General features: G+C 68.4%; 13 protein-coding genes. 7 read left to right on the top strand and 6 right to left on the bottom strand.

The window, feature by feature from the left end:
• The first annotated feature begins 57 nt into the window (after positions 1–57).
• The gene (gene ychF / locus IO33_RS0112500; RefSeq protein WP_031163758.1) at positions 58–1146 is read left to right on the top strand and encodes a redox-regulated ATPase YchF; all 1089 of its coding nucleotides are present in this window, start codon (positions 58–60) and stop codon (positions 1144–1146) included.
• On the opposite strand, the gene IO33_RS47205 is transcribed toward ychF, so the two are convergent.
• From IO33_RS47205 to IO33_RS0112470, 6 genes are all read right to left on the bottom strand, one after another.
• Entirely contained in the window at positions 1136–1576 is a 441-nt protein-coding gene (locus IO33_RS47205) for a tyrosine-type recombinase/integrase (RefSeq protein ID WP_245235768.1), read from the bottom strand. The genes ychF and IO33_RS47205 overlap by 11 nt on opposite strands.
• Positions 1477–2571 (bottom strand): HEAT repeat domain-containing protein, encoded by a 1095-nt coding sequence (locus IO33_RS52365; protein WP_245235767.1) that lies wholly within the window; start codon positions 2569–2571, stop codon positions 1477–1479. The genes IO33_RS47205 and IO33_RS52365 overlap by 100 nt, the downstream gene beginning before the upstream one ends.
• Before the next feature lie 272 nt (positions 2572–2843).
• Complete coding sequence (locus tag IO33_RS0112485) at positions 2844–3389, bottom strand: HAD domain-containing protein (protein ID WP_031163752.1); 546 nt, start codon at positions 3387–3389, stop codon at positions 2844–2846.
• A gap of 34 nt (positions 3390–3423) precedes the next feature.
• Positions 3424–4116: a class I SAM-dependent methyltransferase gene (locus IO33_RS0112480; RefSeq protein WP_031163751.1), complete on the bottom strand. Its 693-nt coding sequence runs from the start codon at positions 4114–4116 to the stop codon at positions 3424–3426.
• A 1-nt stretch (position 4117) separates the two neighbouring features.
• The gene (locus tag IO33_RS0112475; RefSeq protein WP_031163748.1) at positions 4118–5029 is read right to left on the bottom strand and encodes a phosphotransferase family protein; all 912 of its coding nucleotides are present in this window, start codon (positions 5027–5029) and stop codon (positions 4118–4120) included.
• A gap of 78 nt (positions 5030–5107) precedes the next feature.
• Positions 5108–5857, bottom strand: coding sequence for a hypothetical protein (locus tag IO33_RS0112470; RefSeq protein ID WP_031163745.1), 750 nt, complete (start codon positions 5855–5857; stop codon positions 5108–5110).
• 223 nt (positions 5858–6080) lie between these two features.
• Here IO33_RS0112470 and IO33_RS0112465 point away from each other — a divergent pair, with 223 nt between their 5' ends.
• The 6 genes from IO33_RS0112465 (at position 6081) to IO33_RS0112440 (ending at position 17782) form a co-directional block, all read left to right on the top strand.
• A complete protein-coding gene (locus IO33_RS0112465; protein ID WP_031163743.1) occupies positions 6081–7436 on the top strand; it encodes an NsdA family TPR-like regulatory protein in 1356 nt (451 codons plus the stop codon).
• Position 7437: 1 nt separating this feature from the next.
• Entirely contained in the window at positions 7438–7968 is a 531-nt protein-coding gene (locus IO33_RS0112460; RefSeq protein WP_031163741.1) for an NUDIX domain-containing protein, read from the top strand.
• An 80-nt stretch (positions 7969–8048) separates the two neighbouring features.
• Positions 8049–10112 carry a hypothetical protein gene (locus tag IO33_RS0112455; protein ID WP_157857846.1) on the top strand — a complete coding sequence of 688 codons (2064 nt, stop codon included), beginning with the start codon at positions 8049–8051 and terminating at the stop codon, positions 10110–10112.
• Positions 10113–10564: 452 nt separating this feature from the next.
• Positions 10565–10768, top strand: a complete 204-nt coding sequence (locus tag IO33_RS50380; protein ID WP_157857845.1) for a hypothetical protein — start codon at positions 10565–10567, stop codon at positions 10766–10768.
• A 350-nt stretch (positions 10769–11118) separates the two neighbouring features.
• Positions 11119–14421 carry an NACHT domain-containing protein gene (locus IO33_RS0112445; RefSeq protein WP_031163735.1) on the top strand — a complete coding sequence of 1101 codons (3303 nt, stop codon included), beginning with the start codon at positions 11119–11121 and terminating at the stop codon, positions 14419–14421.
• A gap of 301 nt (positions 14422–14722) precedes the next feature.
• Positions 14723–17782, top strand: a complete 3060-nt coding sequence (locus tag IO33_RS0112440) for a glycine--tRNA ligase (protein WP_245235766.1) — start codon at positions 14723–14725, stop codon at positions 17780–17782.
• Positions 17783–17826 lie beyond the last annotated feature (44 nt).

The following is a 17826-nucleotide window of genomic DNA, read 5'->3' as shown; positions in this document are numbered from 1 at the left end:
TGTCGGTCTCTGGCCCCTGGCAGCCTTCTGGCCCACTCATCTACGGGAAGTCGCAACGTGTCGCTCACGATCGGAATCGTCGGCCTGCCCAACGTCGGCAAGTCGACCCTGTTCAACGCCCTGACCAAGAACGACGTGCTGGCGGCCAACTACCCGTTCGCCACGATCGAGCCGAACGTCGGCGTCGTCGGCGTGCCCGACGGCCGCCTCGCGAAGCTGGCGTCGATCTTCTCGTCCGAGCGCATCCTTCCGGCCACGGTCGACTTCGTCGACATCGCCGGTATCGTCCGCGGCGCCTCCGAGGGCGAGGGCCTCGGCAACAAGTTCCTCGCGAACATCCGTGAGTCCGACGCGATCTGCCAGGTCATCCGCGCCTTCAAGGACGAGAACGTCGTCCACGTCGACGGCAAGGTCTCGCCGAAGGACGACATCGAGACGATCAACACCGAGCTGATCCTCGCCGACCTCCAGACGATCGAGAGGGTCCTCCCGCGCCTGCAGAAGGAGTCGCGGATCAAGAAGGACGTGGCCCCCAAGGTCAAGGCCGTCGAGGAGGCCAAGGAGATCCTGGAGAAGGGCGACACGCTCTTCGCGCACGGCATCGTCCAGGGCACCGAGCGCAACGAGCTCCTGCACGACCTGCACCTGCTGACCACCAAGCCGTTCCTCTACGTCTTCAACGTCGACGAGGACGAACTGGTCGACGAGGAGTTCAAGAACGAGCAGCGTGCCCTGGTCGCCCCCGCCGAGGCGATCTTCCTCAACGCCAAGCTGGAGGCGGACCTCGCCGAGCTGGACGAGGAAGAGGCCCTGGAGCTGCTGGAGTCCGTCGGCCAGCACGAGCCGGGCCTCGCCACCCTGGCCCGCGTCGGCTTCGACACCCTCGGCCTGCAGACCTACCTCACGGCCGGCCCCAAGGAGTCCCGCGCCTGGACGATCAAGAAGGGCGCCACGGCCCCCGAGGCGGCCGGCGTGATCCACACCGACTTCCAGAAGGGCTTCATCAAGGCCGAGGTGATCTCCTTCGCCGACCTGGTCGAGACCGGCTCGGTCGCCGAGGCCCGCGCCAAGGGCAAGGCCCGCATGGAGGGCAAGGAGTACGTCATGCAGGACGGGGATGTGGTGGAGTTCCGCTTCAACGTCTAATACGTTCGGCAAAAGGCCGTCTGACCTGCGACGGAGTGGGTTGGGGCGGCCTTTGTGGTCCGCACAGAGTCCGCAACGTGCTGGCTTCGGTCAGCGCGCGGGGGAGCGGCAACGCCGCTTTGTCGACCTGTAGCTGGGCATCGGCGGACTGGTCCGCGTACGCCTGGTCGACCGCGGCCCGGGTCCGCTCCTCGGAGTCGGGCCACAGGTGGGTGTAGATGGTCAGCTCCTCGGAGTCGGGCCACAGGTGGGTGTAGATGTTCAGCGTCATGGCCGCGTTGGTGTGGCCGAGGCGCTCTGAGACCGTCTTCACGGACTCGCCGTGCTTGATCAGCAGGCTGGCGTAGTGATGCCGGAGGGCGTGGGGTCCGGTGCCCTTCGGTATGCCGGCCTTCGAGCAGGCGGGCCGCCAGGACCCGTCCAGGACCACGGGTCGTCGCAGTCTTCGACATCAGCCATGCCGGGGTGCAGCATGGTGCGCAGGCAACGGTGAAGGCCGCTGACCCTGGCGGTCTCGACCGCGCGCATCCACGGCAACGGTGCCATCAACCGAGCTGTCTCGTCGGTAGCAAGGGTGTCCAGCATGGCGCGCAGTTCGTCCGGGACCGGCAGGTCGGTGAGGCACATCCACCCCAGCGCGGCGCTCACGCGTACCTCGGGCGGTCGCGCCGGGTCGGACCAGCGGGCCCGCATCCACACCACCGTCCCCTGGTCCTGGTGCGCCCGGGCCAGCTGCGTGATCGCCAGGACCAAGCCCGCGCGTGCGGCCGGATTGTGCTCGGTGAGCAGGCGGGAGTGGAAAGCGGTGAGGATGTCCTGCGCGCGGTCGGAGGCGGCCGCCAACGCGTAAGCGGTGGCGATGCGCACTGCGGGGTCGGGGTCTTCGAGCAGGGGCAGGAGAAGATCGGTGTCCGCAGCGATCGCTTCGCGGGCGGCCTGCACCGACCAATTCTGCAGGTAGCCGGTGACCTCGAAGAACCATTCGTCATCGCCGCGGAACCGCAGCATGTCGGCACGCGTGCACACGCCCTGGTGCTGCATGCGCGCCGCCTCGCCCACCACGGTCAGGGCCTCGGTATGGTGGCGGTCCTCCGGATCGGTGCCGATTCGAATCAGGAAAGGCACCGTCGGCGCGGCCGCGGCCCTCATATCGTTGGCGCACAGGCCGATCAGCGTGCCGAGCGCACTAACAACGGCGGCGGCGTCGCCCGAGCGCAACCGCTCCATGGCCTCGCGGACCCTGGCCCCCTCTGGGAAGCGGTCCCATGGCACCTCCTCGAGCAGAAACCCGTCCTTGGCGCCCGGACGGATACCCGCCACCACCGCGCGAACGTCGAGGGGCCCACCCACTTGGTCGAGCGGATCCCTGTCCACGAACGCCCGCACCACCGCCCGGTACGCCGGGTCGCTTTCCCACGAATTCACCCAGCAACCTTTGCGACGGCTCCTACGGCCCGACGGAACGATGCTGGAGGAAGGAGTCGAATCACGCAGCTGATCATGCCAGTCGCCACAGACAGCACGCCGCGGCCGGCCAGCCTGGATGTCCCATTGATGACGCTTCCGCGGGGTACGCTCGGAGTGGGAAACGATCACGCGCAACGTAGGAACAGACCTCGCTCAGCGCTTAGATGAGCGTTGATCCCCACAGCGGATCCTGATGCCCCCGCTGCTCCTGGCAGCGGGGGCATCAGGCGTCAGGCGGCGCGGGCTCTGGGTAGCTGCGAGGCCCACGTCGCGACCTCGGTCAGGTGCTTGGGCTGCAGCCCGAGGTGTGGGTCGGGCTGAACGAGGAGGGTCGGCGTTCCCTTGGCGGTGCGCTCCGTGGCCCAGGCGTGGTCGAGGCTGATGAAGTCGTCGTCGATCCAGACGGCGGGAGCGTCTGCCAGCCAGGCGTCGACGTGGTCGCGCTTCCAGAGGTAGCCGTTGGGGTGGCTGGTGGTGATCTGCGGGCGCGGCAGGTCGACGTGCGGCAGGTCCGGGAGGCCGAGGAGCGGTCCGATGAGGGTGGTGGCGTCCTGCCGCCAGCTGGTGCACCAGACGGGGGTGACCAGGTCGGTACGGATCACGTCCATGAGCAGACGGCCGTGGTCGGGGTGGAGCCAGACGGTGACCGGGTTGTCGGCGCTCCGGCCGGTGGGGACGACGTTGTGGCAGGCGTGGGTGGCCGGGGTCGAGCCGTCCGCGTTGGGGAAGGGTATGAAGACGCCGTCGATGTCGAGGAGCAGGTAGGGCGGGCGCATCAGTTCCTCCGGGGAAGCCGGGGCGAATGGCTGGTCAGAGCTTGCGAGCGCGGATCAGCAAGGTGGTGGGCCAGAGGCCCATGCGGGGATCGTGGAACTCCTGGGCCGAGGTGAGCCAGAAGCCGGCCTGGCTGAGACGCCTCTCCCAGCGGTCGGGGTCGAGCTCCCAGCGGGCAATGGGTAGCCGGGTACGGTCGGGGAGGGTGACGAAGTCGCGGCGGGGTCGGTCGTCGCCCGAGGGGCTTCGGCCGACACGCTGCGGGTGGGGGGCGGAGAAGGCGAGCACTCGTCCGGGCATGAGGCGTTGGGCGATGGCCGGCAGCAGGAGCTCAGGGGCGACGAGCCCTACTGCGCCGAAGACGGAGTAGATCGCGTCGAACTGCTCGTCGGAGGTGTGCAGGTAGTGCAGGGCGTGGCCTGCGACGAAGGTGAGGTTGTTCAGCCGTCCGTAGTGGGAGCGGGCGCGGCGGACCTGGAGGCCGACCAGGTCGACGCCGGTGACGTGGGAGCCGTGGCGGGTTGCGAGGTGGGCGGCGTTATGGCCGGGGCCGCAGCCGAGTTCAAGCAGTCGCTTGCCGCGCAGGTCGGGGCCGAGGATCTCGGCGCTGGGACCTTGGCCGGGTCTCGTGGTCCATTCCATCCGGGCCGGTACGGAGAGAGGTTCGGCGAGTCCGGCGGCGGTGCGTTGGCGGGCGTGGGCGTGCCATGGGGATGCCTGAGCGAGCACGTCAGATCTCCAGGAGGTGGAGGACGTCGGTGAGGTGGCGGCGGACGGCCTTGATGTAGGCGGGGTCGGTGGCCGGGTCGTTGATCCACCGGATGGACTGCTCCATGAACCACTCGACGGCCCACATGCGGTGCCAGCCCAGGGCCCAGTTCTCGGCGGTGAGCCCGCCGCGCGGGGCGAGGGCGTCGGGGGTGCCGCCGGCGGTGACGTACTGCTCCAGGAAGACGCGCAGGCGTACGGGGTGCGGGGGTTCGGTGGTGCCGTGCCAGCTGGCGAGGTCGAGCAGGCCGGGACCGGTGAAGGCGCGGGCGAAGTCGAGCAGCCGCCAGCCGCGCTCCCCGATGTGGAGGCTGGTGGGGTGGAACTCGGAGTGCACCCAGCCGAAGGGCGCCAGCGTCGCTCTGGCCGAACGGGCCTCGGCGGCCTGGGCGATCCGGTCGAGCGCGTCCTCGACGTCGTCGGCGTCCTGCCACCGGTCGGCCTTGCGCAGCCGTTCGAGATGTTCCAGCGCCCGGGCCGGCAGCGTACGCAAGCGCTCCTGGTCGAGGACGGGCAAGGGAGGAGCCGTACGGGCGCCGTGCAGGACCACAGCCGCGGCGACGCCGTCCAGGTCATCGGCCTCGCGGACTGACGGCCCGAGGTCGTCCATGAGCATGCCGAGCCAGCCGTCCAGAACGGCGGAAGCGTGGACCCGGGGGACGGGAACGCCGAGGGTGTCGGCCAGGCGGAGGGCCTGGTCCTCGCTGGCGAACGGCTTCTTGGCGTACTTGAAGATGGCCGTGGTGCCGTCGGCGAAGGTCACACGTTCGACTCCGGACATGGACCACACGCGCACCTCCTCCTGTACGGCGGTGGTCTGACCAGCCACGGTGAGCAGGTTGTCGAGGAGTTCAGCGCTGGGGTTCATGGTCACGGGAGTGCTCCGGGGGGGATGGTGGCGTCCGGGGTGGGTGAGAGATGCCGGCCCGCCCCGGAGCCTGATCGGTTGGGGTTACGCGGCGTGGTTCACGCGGTGGGCGTAGACCTGCTCGATCCAGCCCGCCTTGAAGGCCGCGAGGTCGTCGCGGAAGTTGGTCATCGAGGCACCGTAGGGCGCGACGACGCCGCCGGTCTGGTCCGGCACGGACTGGCAGCCGTGCACGAGCCGACCGCCGAGCGCGGCGTGTGCCTTGATGGACTCGATCCGGCGGTGCTCGTTGAACCAGCCGCCGTGGTAGACCTCGTCGAGCATCCCGCCCATCTCGTCGTCCAGGTCGAAGACGACGGAGGTGGCGGCGGGGAAGAACCAGCACGGGCCGACGTTGGAGATGTGCCCGTCCAGTTCGACCTTGTTGAGCGCCATGAGCGTGGCCGCCTCGCGGAGCATCCGCAGGTGGTCGGCGGTGATCTGCGGCAGGCCGAGGCTTGCGAGGTGCTCGCCGCGGAACAGGTACGCGTACACCTCGTACGCGGTGGCCAGGACGCGCGCCGCGTCGGAGGTGGACTCGCCGTGGTTCTTGACGAAGTCGAGCGCGAGTTGCTCGACCGTGCTCTCGGTCGTCTCGTCCACACCGAGGAGCTGGGACTTGACGAGCTCCCAGTCGGCGACGAGCCACGTGTTCGACTCGAAGCGGAAGAAGTACTTGGCCGGGTCGATCGTGATGCGCCGGCCGTCGACCTGGATGCCGGGCAGGCGGCTCCATCGCGGGTCGAACGCCTCGGGCAGCTCGACCGTGATGGCCGTGGTGTCGATGGTGGTCACCGTGTCTCCGTCTCTGATCGGCCAGATTCGGGCACAGGAATGCCCGAGCCTGGTGTGGGCGTACGGAATTTCGGGGTGCCGCCCGGACCAAGGGGGAGCCTGGATCACGGTCGTGCCGTTCCGGGCGGCTGCTGATAAGTGAACCGGTGGTCACGCTCAGTGGGTACGGTGGAGGGCAGTTGAAGCGGTATACGCGGTTTACAGCTCCGGAGTGGAGGCGATCGTGGCGGCGCAGAGAGACCCCAACTCCCGTCTGCGCGACGTCATCGATGCGGTCGGCTGCACATACGAGGCCCTCGCCAGAGACGTACGGCGCATTGCCGCCGAGAACGGCGAGATCCTCCAGACCAACAAGTCGGCAATTTCGCACTGGGTGAACGGCACCCGTGCCCCGTCGGGCCGGGTAGGTCAGTACCTGGCCGAGGCGCTGTCCCGCCGAGCGGGACGCACGATCACCCAGACCGAGATTGGCCTGCAGGCCGGTGATGACGAAGAGCCGGCGGAATCCGACCCCGTCCTCGCTGTCACCGACCTGGGCCGCGCCGACGTCGAGCGCCGCCGCTTCCTCGCCATCGCGGCCTTCACCACCGCCGGCGTCGCCATGCCGCTCGGATACGACCACGAGGCCACCGCCCGCATGCTCCGCGCCCGCACCGGCATGTCCCTGGTCGGCGCGGAGGACGTGGACGTCGTACGGCAGATCACCGCGGCCTTCAGCGCCGCCGACGAGCGCCTCGGCGGCGGGCACGGACTGACCACCGTCACCGCGTACCTCGCCGACACCGCCGCCCCCATGCTGCGCGGGCGCTTCCCCAGCGAAGCCTTACGCCGGGCCGCCTTCGGTGCCGTTGCCGAACTGGCCTACCTCGCAGGGTGGAAGCACCACGACCTCGGCCAGGAAGGCGCCGCCCAGCGCTACTACCAGGTCGGCTACAGGCTCGCCTGCGAAGCCGACCCTCACGGCCACGCCGCCTGGATGATGCGTGCGCTCGCCCACCAAGCCCTCAGCCTCAAGCAACCCCACCACTGCGTCGACCTCGTCGAAGGCGCCCTCCGCACAGGTCTCGGCCACGTCGACGGCCAGACCGAGGCCCTCCTTCACATCACCCACGCCCGCGCCTACGCAGCCACCGATGAGCACCTCTTGGCCGCGCGCGCCCTGCTCGCTGCCGAAGACGCCCTCCTCCGCGACGACGGCCCCCAGCCCACCTACTCCCGCGTCAGCGGCCCGGCCGCCGGCACCGTGGCCAGCCACACCGCCCGCACCCTGACCGACCTCGCCGACCACAGCGGCACCGAACAGCAGCACCGAGACGCCCTCACCCGCTGGGACCCGGAGAAGTACAAGCGCGTCCACGCCCTCACCCACGCCGACCTCGGCGACAGCCTCGCCGTCCAGGCCCGCGCCGACGAGGCCGTCGCCGCCTGGACCCAGGCCCTGGTCCTCATGGAGGGCATGACCTCCGACCGCACCCGCAAGGCGATCACCTCGATCCGCTCCACCCTCGCGGTCTACCAGCGCCGCCGCGTTCCCGGTGCCGCCGATCTCGCCCGCCGCGCCCGTGAGGCGCTCGCCTAACATGCCCAACAACCCGCCCGACGAAGGGAACACCGTGGCCCAGCAGACCGACGATCAGCCGAAGGCCCTCAAGCCGGCGCTCGAATCCATGACCCTGCTGGTCGCCGCCGTCATCGTCCACGACAAGGCCACCAACCGCGTCGTCCTCCTCCAGCGCAGCGAGAACGCCAAGTTCGCCCAGGGTATGTGGGACCTCCCCGTCGGCAAGAGCGAGCCGGGCGAACCCATCACCGAAACCGCGGTCCGCGAGCTGTGCGAGGAGACCGGTCTCACGGTGAAGCCCGAGTCCCTCAAGGTCGCCCACATCATCCACGGCGCCTGGGGCGTGGAGGCCCCCAACGGCTTCCTCACGGTCGTCTTCGCCGCCCACGAATGGACCGGCGAACCCGAGAACCGCGAGCCTCGCAAGCACTCCCAGGTCCGCTGGGTCGACGCCAACGCCATCCCCGAGAACTTCGTGGACACCACCGCCAGCGCCCTTCACCGGTACCTCGACGGCGGAGCGCACGTCTCTCTCGACGGATGGTGTTGAGGCGCGCCGATTACCCGCCTAGTCGAGGCTTCTCGGACTAGACTGACGTTCTCTCAAATGGCTTTAGGGCAGGGGTACGAATGACCGACTCGATTTCGTTCGACCAGTTGCTTGACCGGCTACCGCGAGGGCAGTTCATCGGGCGTAATAGCGAAGCGTTCGGTGTTGCGACTCCGCCTAACATTTTTATCCCTCCGACGCTCACGATCGTGGAGCGCGAGGAAAACCCCGCAGTCACTCTTATCTCGGCACGCGGTGCGACCGGTAAGTCCATTCTGGCCGAAACAATCTCGGCAAGGAAGGAGGCGCCGCTGTGGAAGCTGAATCAGGATCTCAGTGTTAGCGGTCACGCCCTTCGCGCGAAATTGAATGACTACCTGAATAGTGCGGATGGGTTGGGTGAACTGAGTCGAAAGGAAGGCGCGTTTGTAGTCGTTGACGCCCTGGACGAGGCAAGGATGCGGGTTTCTGGAGTCTCGTGGAACGAGTACGTGGAGTCACTCGTCTCGGTTGCTGAAGCAGGTCATTCACTTGTGCTTCTTGGCAGGGAGAGAGTCCTTGAAGATATGTGGGTCAGCCTGGCAGGTGATGGTATCGCGCTTAACTGGTTTGAGATTTCCCATTTTGACGCGAAACAGCGCATCAGCTACGTAGACCTGCACATTAATCAGGACCGCGATGTTCAGAACGAAGCCTACGTATCGGCTCGATCGACGGTCCTCGAGGCGCTGGCGGGTACGGTCGATGGCGAGCAGGCTGAATCCTTTGTTGGATACGCTCCGGTTCTAGATGCCGTGGCCGAGCTTCTCCGGAAGGGCAACCTGCTCGAAACACGGAATGCGTTCGCCTCCTCTGTGCAAGATGGGCGACGTATTGGCGTATTGGCGGATGTCTTGGACAGGCTGCTGGAGCGCGAGCGGTCCAAGACCGAACAGCTTGCAGACCAGTTCGGATTGGACCGAGCCAAGGTCTACTCGCCCGATGAGCAGATGGAGTGGCTTGCTTCGGAGTTGATGAGCGGTAATCAGCCCGCACTCAAATGGTGTCCTGATGTGCACAAGGCGGATTACGTCAGGCAGGTTCAGGAATTTCTCCGGGATCACCCCTTCCGATCGGAGATGCGTTGGGCGAGTCCCGTATTCTCTGCGTATGTTACGGCGAAGCGGTTCGGTGACACGAGGCTGCGGCCGGCACTGCGGCCCATCGGCGAGGAGACGGGGCTTCTTTTCGAGTTCGTCTCGGCTGGTGAAGAGGAGCTGCAGATCGATGAATGGCAGTTTGCGGCCCTGCATGCATCACTGCTGGCCGCTGAATGGCGAGCTGTCGAGGCGAGCGCGTCGATCGCGGAGTCGGATCCGTACGATCGGGCTGATGCATTGTCCGTCGAGGAAGCTTCTGGTGAATTGATTCTATTCGAAGGAGAATCGGTCCATCGTAGAACTAGCTTCCGGCTCACACTCGACCTGCCCGATACCGTTGCGTTGAAGGGCCCGCTGGCCTCGCTGTCGGTGCTGTTCCCCGCAACAGTATCCGTCGCTTCGGGAAGTTCTGTCAGCCTCGGTCCGGATTGTTTTATCAGGTGTGCGAATCTGCGTGTAGAGGGTGACACCGTGCAGATCTCTCGACGCTTGCGATCCGAAAATGTGTTGGATGGCGAGGCGGATGAGTCCAACGTGGTTCTCGAGATCACTGACCAATTTTCGTGCAATGCTACGCTGACGGGATCACCCTCTGTCGGCAGTTTCGAGTTGCATCTGCCCGATAAATACAAGCTTATGTACCCGTGGGTCTCCTATCAGAGGGTTCTCGAACCTCCGCTGCCGAAGCCTGATGACCGAGCGGTCCGCTTCGTGAACATGATGATGAATCTCCTCCGGAACCACGGCCACAGGGGATCAGCTGCGGTCTTTGACAAGAAGCTCGAAGGGCGACAGTCGATTAAGGGGGATGAATTCCGCAGGGTTCTTTCGGTGTTGCAGTCGCATGGCGTCATCGTGATGGATGGTCCGATGATCCACCTGTCCCCGGACTGGGACGCACAGCGCTACAGCGGTAAAGCGCGAGAAGGTGTGACGACCCTAGACGAGAAGCGGGATGCTTGGGCGCCCGTGCTAGAGGCGATTACAGAGGTGATCAAGTCCTAGCAAGCCTGCCCGCAGCAAGGATAGGGGGTAGCGCCCTCTCGCTTGCGAGGTTGGCGGATGCGGCTCAGATCCTCATGAGACCTGGGTGGCTGTCGGCGGAGTGTGGCGGTGTCCGCAGCGGGGTCATGGGGCGGTGGCTCACTTGTGCAGTCTCGTTCACCGTGACCGACGAGCTATGGATTTCTGTTTCCCGGCGGACACGGCCAGTCCGCAGCCAGTCCGCAGGACACCCGTAAACGGCCGTCGGGAGCCAACGCATGCCAACCGGAAAATCGCAGGTCAAGCCCTGGAAGGGGCTCCGCCGCAGGTCAGGGTCGAGCCGCAGACATTCCGTCTGAGCGGATGAAATAACACCGCGTCTGCACCTGGTAAACATGCAGGTCAGGTGGGGTCGGCTCCTCCAGAAGGCGACCCCTTGCCGTACCTGGTCACGGACAAGGAGTCCGTCATCCTTGCCGCTCGCTACCACTACTGATCTGACGCGTCAGGCGGACACAGGCGGCCACGACCTCGGCACGGTGACGGGACTCCGTACCGGCCACGGCTGCCTCGACCCGCCGGGTGTACTCGCGCTCGCGCTCCCGTTCCCGGCGCTCTTCCGTCCGGTGGCGCACCCACCGCCGCACCACCCCGGCGAGCACCACGAGGGCCACTAGTGGCCACGCGTACTCGCCTGTCGAGCCCGTAGCCGCATTTACCGCACCGACCATCGCGACCGTTCTCCCTGTGTCGTCGAGCCATCGAGTCCTTCCCGGCAGGTGAGCCGGTGCCGCCAACTCTTCGCGTCGGCCAGGGTTTCCCTCTAGCGTGGGGAAACTCAGGGGAAACCGATCACCGCACGGGGGGGGACATGGGGGGTGGACGGCCCGCCACGAACGGTGTCGGGGCGCGACCCGAACTCCGGGAACTGGCAGAGTGGTTCCGTGCGGCCTTGCGTGCGGCCGGGTACGAGACCGCCAATGCCTTTCTCTCCGCCCGCCGGGTTCCGTCGCCTCACAAGAACGCGGTGTACGACATCATCGGTGCCCGCCGCCTTCACAAGCTGTCGACCACCGAGCAGTTCGCCGAGTCTCTGGGGTTGCCCCGGCAGGCGGTCGCTGACGTATGGGGACGGGCGCGGTTCGAGATGGAGCGGCGGGAGCTGGCCGCGAGGCGGGCCGAGTCTGGCCGCGCTTCCGCGGCCTGGCCCGAGATCCCGCTGCCGGATGACTGGCTCGAGGACCTGTTGGCCAGCCAGGAGGAGGCCGCCGAGCAGTTCCCGTACGACCTTCTGGGCGTGCGTAAACCCCCGTTGTCCCATATCCACGTCGAGCAGGACCTCCAGCCGCTTTCCAAGGACGCGGCGCGCCACGCGCCGCGTACCAAGGGCCCGGTACCGAACCTGGCCGTCGCCCTGTCCTCCCATGACCATCTGTTCGTCACCGGAGGCCCCGGCGCGGGCAAGACGACCCTCGGCCGCCATCTGGTCCGGCAGATCGCCCGGTACTGGCTGCGCGTCGAGGGGGCGGAGGACCCCTGGTGCCGCGAGGCGGTTGTCCCGCTGCGGGTCACGGCGACCGACCTGCAGACCCGCCGCCCCTTCCACCAGCAGCTCAGCGACGCCGCCGGCCGCACCGGGACCCTGCGCAGCGCTGTGCCCGCCGACCGGTTCGCCGTGCGGCCGCACGGGGTGCGATGGTTGGTGATCGTCGACGGTCTTGACGAGGTCGCTTCCCCGGACGACCGGAAGCTGATCCTGAACAACCTGGCCCGGGAGATCCGGCCGCACGGTGCCTTCCGGCTCCTGATCACCTCGCGGCCGCTTCCCCAGGACGAGCTGGCACCCTTGCGTGACCAGCCGTCCATGGGTTTCTACACACTCGCCGGTTTCGACTCCGTGCAGCAACTGGCCTTCGCCGAACGCTGGTTCTCCGCTCAGGGAGTCGATGACCCCGCCTTCGAAGCCCGCGCATTCCTGGAGGAGGTCGGGCACGCCGGCCTGGGCGAGGTGCTCCAGGTGCCGCTGCTGACGACCATCGCCGCCGCCCATCGCAGCCGGAACCCCGGCGCACCGCTGCCCCGAGGGCGCGTCGCGTTGTACGAGCAGTTCCTCGCCGACGTCGCCACCGCCCGGGAGAGCGCGGACGAGGTGGACAAGGGGTTCCGATCCCGCTGGGAGCGGCGTGGGCAGGGGCGGCTCGCCCAGTGGCTGCTCGACCACCGGGATCGCCTGGTCACCCATCTGGCACGCATCCGCACCACGAGTGCCTCTGCCCCTTTGCTGGACGCCGCCGTGCGATGGCTGGCCGCGACTCTGCCCGCGGACCTCGCCTGGCCGGACGGGGCCGGCGAAGAACTGGGCCAGTTCCTCATGCAGAGCGGCGCTCTCGTCCACGACCACGGTGAGCTGTTCTTCCTGCATCTTTCGTTCGCGGAGTTCCTGGCCGCGAGAGACGAGGCGGCCCGCATCCCGGCGGACTTCCCGGGCCTCGATGACTGGGCGGTCGAGATCCGCAGCCCGTCCTCCCGGAACCGGGTGCTGTTCACCTTCGCCCTGTGGGCCCGGCGTCCGGGTCACGATGTGACTCTCGTCGTACGACATCTTTTGGCCGGTGACCTCGATCACCGGATCATGGCGCTGCGGCTGATCACCTCCGGAGTGCGGCTGGGGGAGGCGCTGGAGGAGGCGGTGATCGAGCGGGTTGTGGACCTCGGCCACGACTCGGACCACCTCGACCGCAATCACGGCCGTGGCCGCCAGGTGCTGCGGGAGCTGTCTCAGCTTCGGGGAAACCGTCGCCTTGCGGCCACACTGCGGAGGATCGCGGAGACCGACGGACTCGACGCCTCGTTGCGGATCGGTGCGGCCGCGGCCTACGCGGAGGTCGCCTCTCTTTCTGAGGGGGTTGCCCTGCTCCAGGACTTCGGACGGCGACTTCCGGTGGAAGGCGCCCTGGAGTGCTGCCGGGAACTGGCCGCGCTCGCCCCGGCGGAAACAGATTTCCGGGCGTGGCTCCTGTCCGACGTACTCGCCGCTCCGACGGCTTCCTCATGGAGCCGTCTGACGGCCGCGGAGGAACTCGCCGCGCTGGGGCGTACTGACGGATTGGCCGAGTTCGCGTGCTCTGTCCTGGCAGGCAGCGAGGAGAACGGCGGGACCCTGAAGAGGGCCGGCCAGTTCTGGTTCGAGCTGGAGGGGCCGTCGGCCGCACCACGCGTCAGGGCGGCGGTGGCAGGGCGCGCCTGTACCAGGGACTGGGCCAAGGCCGCGCTGGCGCACGTGTTGTTCCTCTTCGGGCTGGTCGAGGAGGCACTCCCTCTCCTGGCACACACCATCCAGAACAGCACGGACGACGAGTCGATCGACGACGTGGTGCACGGCTGGCTCGACCAGGAGGGGGAGAAGGCCGCCGACGGCTTGGTCGAGCTGTTGCGTGGATACGAGGTGTGGAACTCGGACGACCGTCCGAGTATCGCCATGGACCTCGCGGGTGCCGGGTACAGCCGACAGGCGGCGGAAGTGGTTCGGCTCAGCCTCCACGATCCTGCCCCCGACACTCGGCACAACCTCGCGCTGGAGGTCATGGCGCTCATCCGGGCCCTCGGCCCGGACAGTGCGGACGAGGTTCTCGGCTGGCTGGACCGGAACCGCGCGACGACGGACTCCTACGCCATCGCCCTGCGGGACCTGACGGAGGCCGGCGCCGACGCGGCGAGTCTGCTGCCGCTGGTACGGCGCCTGCTCCGTCATCCCGGCAGCAGACACAGCGAGTTCACCTCGGCCGCCCGAGTGCTGTTGAGGTCCGTGCCCGAGAGCGCCTGCGCCGAGGTGCTCGCGGCCCTGCGTGACCGCCCGTACGGCGGCCCCGCCCTGCGCTCGGCGCTGCTGCCACTGCTTGCCGAGTACGGTGAGGCGGCAGCCGTACGCACGCTGGGCCAGGAGCTTCTGGCGGACCCCGGTCTGGTCGACCGCGAACTGCAGGCCGTGGTCACAGCGTGGCTGACCGTGGAAGGCCGGGAGGCGGCGGCCGAGGTCGTGAACCGGGTCCGTGCTGCCGTGCACCTGACAGTCGGCCAGGCCGTATCCCTGGCCGTGCTGCTGACCGCCGAGGGACAGCCGGACGCGGCGGCCCCCCTCTGGTGCCAGGTGACCACGGCTCCCGAGGCCGGTCTCGAGACCCGCTGGCGGGCTGTTCAGGAGCTGCTCGCCTCCGGCAACGCCGCCCAGGTCGAACAAGCTCTACGCACAGCTCTGGCGGCCCCGCGGGAGGCAGACGAGGTCCTGTTGCTGCGTCGCCTGCTGGCCTGGGTGTGCCCGCCTGCCGGTTAGCCCCCACGAGTCATGGGGCCCGCTTCTTCGGAAGCGGGCCCCTCCTGTTCTCGCAGGCACCCGGTGCCGGTGATCACGGTCGGGGGACGGGTCAGGCGCCGGGCCTGAAGCCGTCCGTGGGGTGCCGCTCGGGCGACGGTGACGAGCCCGGGAACACCCACCGTCGCGGGCGCCGCGCAGCACCGGGACGGTCCGCCGCTGATGCCGGTCGCAGACCCCCCGATCGGTAGACTCTGGCGGGCCAAGGTCTCCTGTGCTTCGGCTGGGAGGTTCTCTGAGTACGTGCCGCGTCCGTGGAGGAATGATCTCAGTGTTGACTATGCAGGAAGCCCTACTGGTGCTGAACAAGTACTGGACCGAGCACGGGTGTCTGGTCGTTCAGCCCATGAACACTGAGGTAGGCGCGGGAACGCTCAACCCCGCCACGTTCCTGCGGGTTCAGGGACCGGAGCCGTGGCGTGTCGCCTACGTGGAACCGAGCGTCCGGCCCGACGACTCCCGCTACGGCGAGAACCCCAACCGCTTGCAGACGCACACGCAGTACCAGGTGATCCTGAAGCCGGAGCCCGGAAACGCCCAGGAACTGTTCCTCGGCAGCCTGCGCGCCATCGGCATCGACACGGCGGCACACGACATCCGCTTCGTCGAGGACAACTGGGCCTCTCCCGCGCTCGGGGCCTGGGGGCTCGGCTGGGAGGTGTGGCTCGACGGCCTGGAGATCACCCAGTTCACCTACTTCCAGCAGGCCGGCGGCATCGCCCTGGACCCGGTGTCCGTCGAGATCACCTACGGCATGGAACGGATCCTGATGGCGCTCCAGGGCGTCAACCACTTCAAGGACCTCCAGTACGCGCCCGGTGTCACGTACGGCGAGGCCTTCGGTCAGGCCGAGTACGAGATGAGCCGCTACTACCTCGACGAGGCCGACCTGGACACCCAGCGGACCCTGTTCGAGGCCTATGCGAGCGAGGCGCGGCGCATGCTCGACGCGAACCTGCCCGTGCCCGCGTACTCGTACGTGCTCAAGTGCTCGCACACCTTCAACGTGCTCGACGCGCGGGGTGCCATCTCCACCACCGAGAGGGCGAGCTCCTTCGCCCGGATGCGCGGGCTGGCCCACGAGGTCGCCGAGCTGTGGGTCGCCCGCCGTGAAGAGCTCGGCTTCCCCCTGGGCACGAGCTCCGGCACCAGCCCCGCCACCTCCGGCGTGCAGGCGGCCGAGACCCGGAGCCATGCCGACGCCGGGGAGTCCGCCGGGGCGGAGGCGGGGGCGGCTTCGGAGCCCGTCCTACCGGCCGGGCCGGCGCCGGCCACGCTGGTGCTGGAGATCGGCGTGGAGGAGATGCCGCCGGCCGAGGTCACGCGGACCTCGCAGGCGGTACGGGCGGCGCTGACGGAGAAGCTGGCCACCACCCGGCTCGGGCACGGTGAGATCAGCGTCTCCGCGAGCCCCCGGCGTGTCGTCGCCGTCGTCTCCGAGGTGCAGCCCCGCGAGGCGGACTACGAGCAGACGGTGCGCGGGCCGCGGGTCTCGGCGGCCTACGACGCGGAGGGAAACCCGACGAAGGCGGCCGTCGGCTTCGCCAGGAGCCAGGGTGCTGATCCGGCGGACCTCGGTCGCGTCACCGTCGGGGCCAACGAACACGTCGCCCTCACGCGGCAGGTCGTCGGGCGTTCGGCCGAGGAGGTCCTGTCGTCCCTCCTCCCCGAGGTCGTGGCGGGCCTGCGGGGTGAGAAGAACATGCGGTGGAACGCCCCCCGGCTCTCCTTCACCCGCCCGATCCGCTGGATCATGGCCCTGCTGGGAGACCAGGTCATCCCTTTCACGGTGTCCAGCCTGACGTCGGGACGGACGACGCAGGTCCACCGTGACGCGGTGGCTCCCGCGGTGGAGGTGCCGACGGCGGACGCGTGCCTCTCCTTTCTGAAGGAGCACGGAATCCTCGCGGACGCCGCGGAGCGCCGGCGGCTGGTCGTGGACGGCGCGACCCGGCTCGCCGCCGAGGTGGGCGGACGTATCGACGTGGACCGGCACGGGGCACTGATCGACGAGATCACGAACCTGGTCGAGTTCCCGACCCCGATCCTCGGGGGCTTCGACGCGAAGTACCTCGGGCTGCCCGCGGACATCCTCGTCACCGTGATGCGAAAGCACCAGCGGTACCTTCCCGTCGTGGACGCGGAGGGCCGGATGCTGCCGTACTTCGTGGCGGTGGCCAACGGACACTGCGACCACGATGTCGTCCGTCGCGGTAACGAGGCCGTCCTGCGCGCCCGCTACGAGGACGCCGCGTTCTTCTGGAAGGCGGATCTCGAAACGCCGCTGACCGAGATGAGGGAGAAGATCCGCCTCCTCACCTTCGAGGAGCGGCTCGGCTCCATGGCGGACCGCGCGGATCGCATCTCGGCCGTGGCCCGCCGGCTCGCGGACGTCCTCGGCGTCTTCGGTGCGGACCGCGAGGTGCTGGAGCGGGCCGCGCAGCTGACCAAGTTCGACCTCGGCTCCCAGATGGTCACGGAGCTGTCGAGCCTCGCGGGCGTCATGGCCCGGGAGTACGCCGCCCGTGCCGGGGAGAGCGAGGCGGTGGCGCAGGCCCTCTTCGAGAACGAACTGCCGCGCTCCGCCGGCGACAACCTGCCCGCCACCCTGCCGGGCGCCCTGCTGGCCCTGGCGGACCGGCTCGACCTGCTGGCCGGTCTTTTCGCGATCGGAGCGGAACCCACGGGCAGCTCCGACCCGTTCGGCCTGCGCCGTTCCGCACTCGGTGTGGTCAACATCCTGCTCCGCAGGAGCGACCTGGCCGGGCTCACGCTCAGCGAGGGACTGGCGATCGCGGCGCGCGAGCAGGCCGTCCCGGTCGAAGCGAAGACCCTTGACGACACCGCACAGTTCGTACTGCGGCGCTTCGAGCAGCAGCTCATCGAGATGGGGCACTCCACCACCGATGTGCGGGCGGTGCTGGTGCGGGCCGACTCGCCGCTGCTGGCCGCGCGCACGCTGGAGGAACTGGAGAGCCTGCAGGGCGACGAGCGGTTCGCCACGGTTCTGGCCGCGTTCCAGCGTGCGCGGCGCATCGTGCCCGCCGGAGTGGCCGCGGACTACGACCCGGACCGGCTCGCGGAACCGGCCGAACAGGCTCTGCACGCCGCGCTGACCAAGTGCCGGCAGGTTCTCGACGGAGAGACCTCACTCGTCCGCTTCAGCACGGAGACGGGTGACCTCGTCGACGCGGTGAACACCTTCTTCGACGACGTCCTGGTGATGGCCGAGGACCCCGGCGTCCGGGCGAACAGGCTGGGCCTGCTCGCCGCCGTGCGCGACCTCGCGGAAGGCATCATCGACTGGGAGGCGCTCGTCTGACGACGGACGCCCGGCCCCTGAAGAGGGGCCGCCCTTGAAGAGGG

Source organism: Streptomyces durhamensis (assembly GCF_000725475.1).
GTDB lineage: Bacteria > Actinomycetota > Actinomycetes > Streptomycetales > Streptomycetaceae > Streptomyces > Streptomyces filipinensis.
Note: the sequence above shows the minus strand (reverse complement) of the source record. Positions and strands in the feature narration are given on the sequence as shown.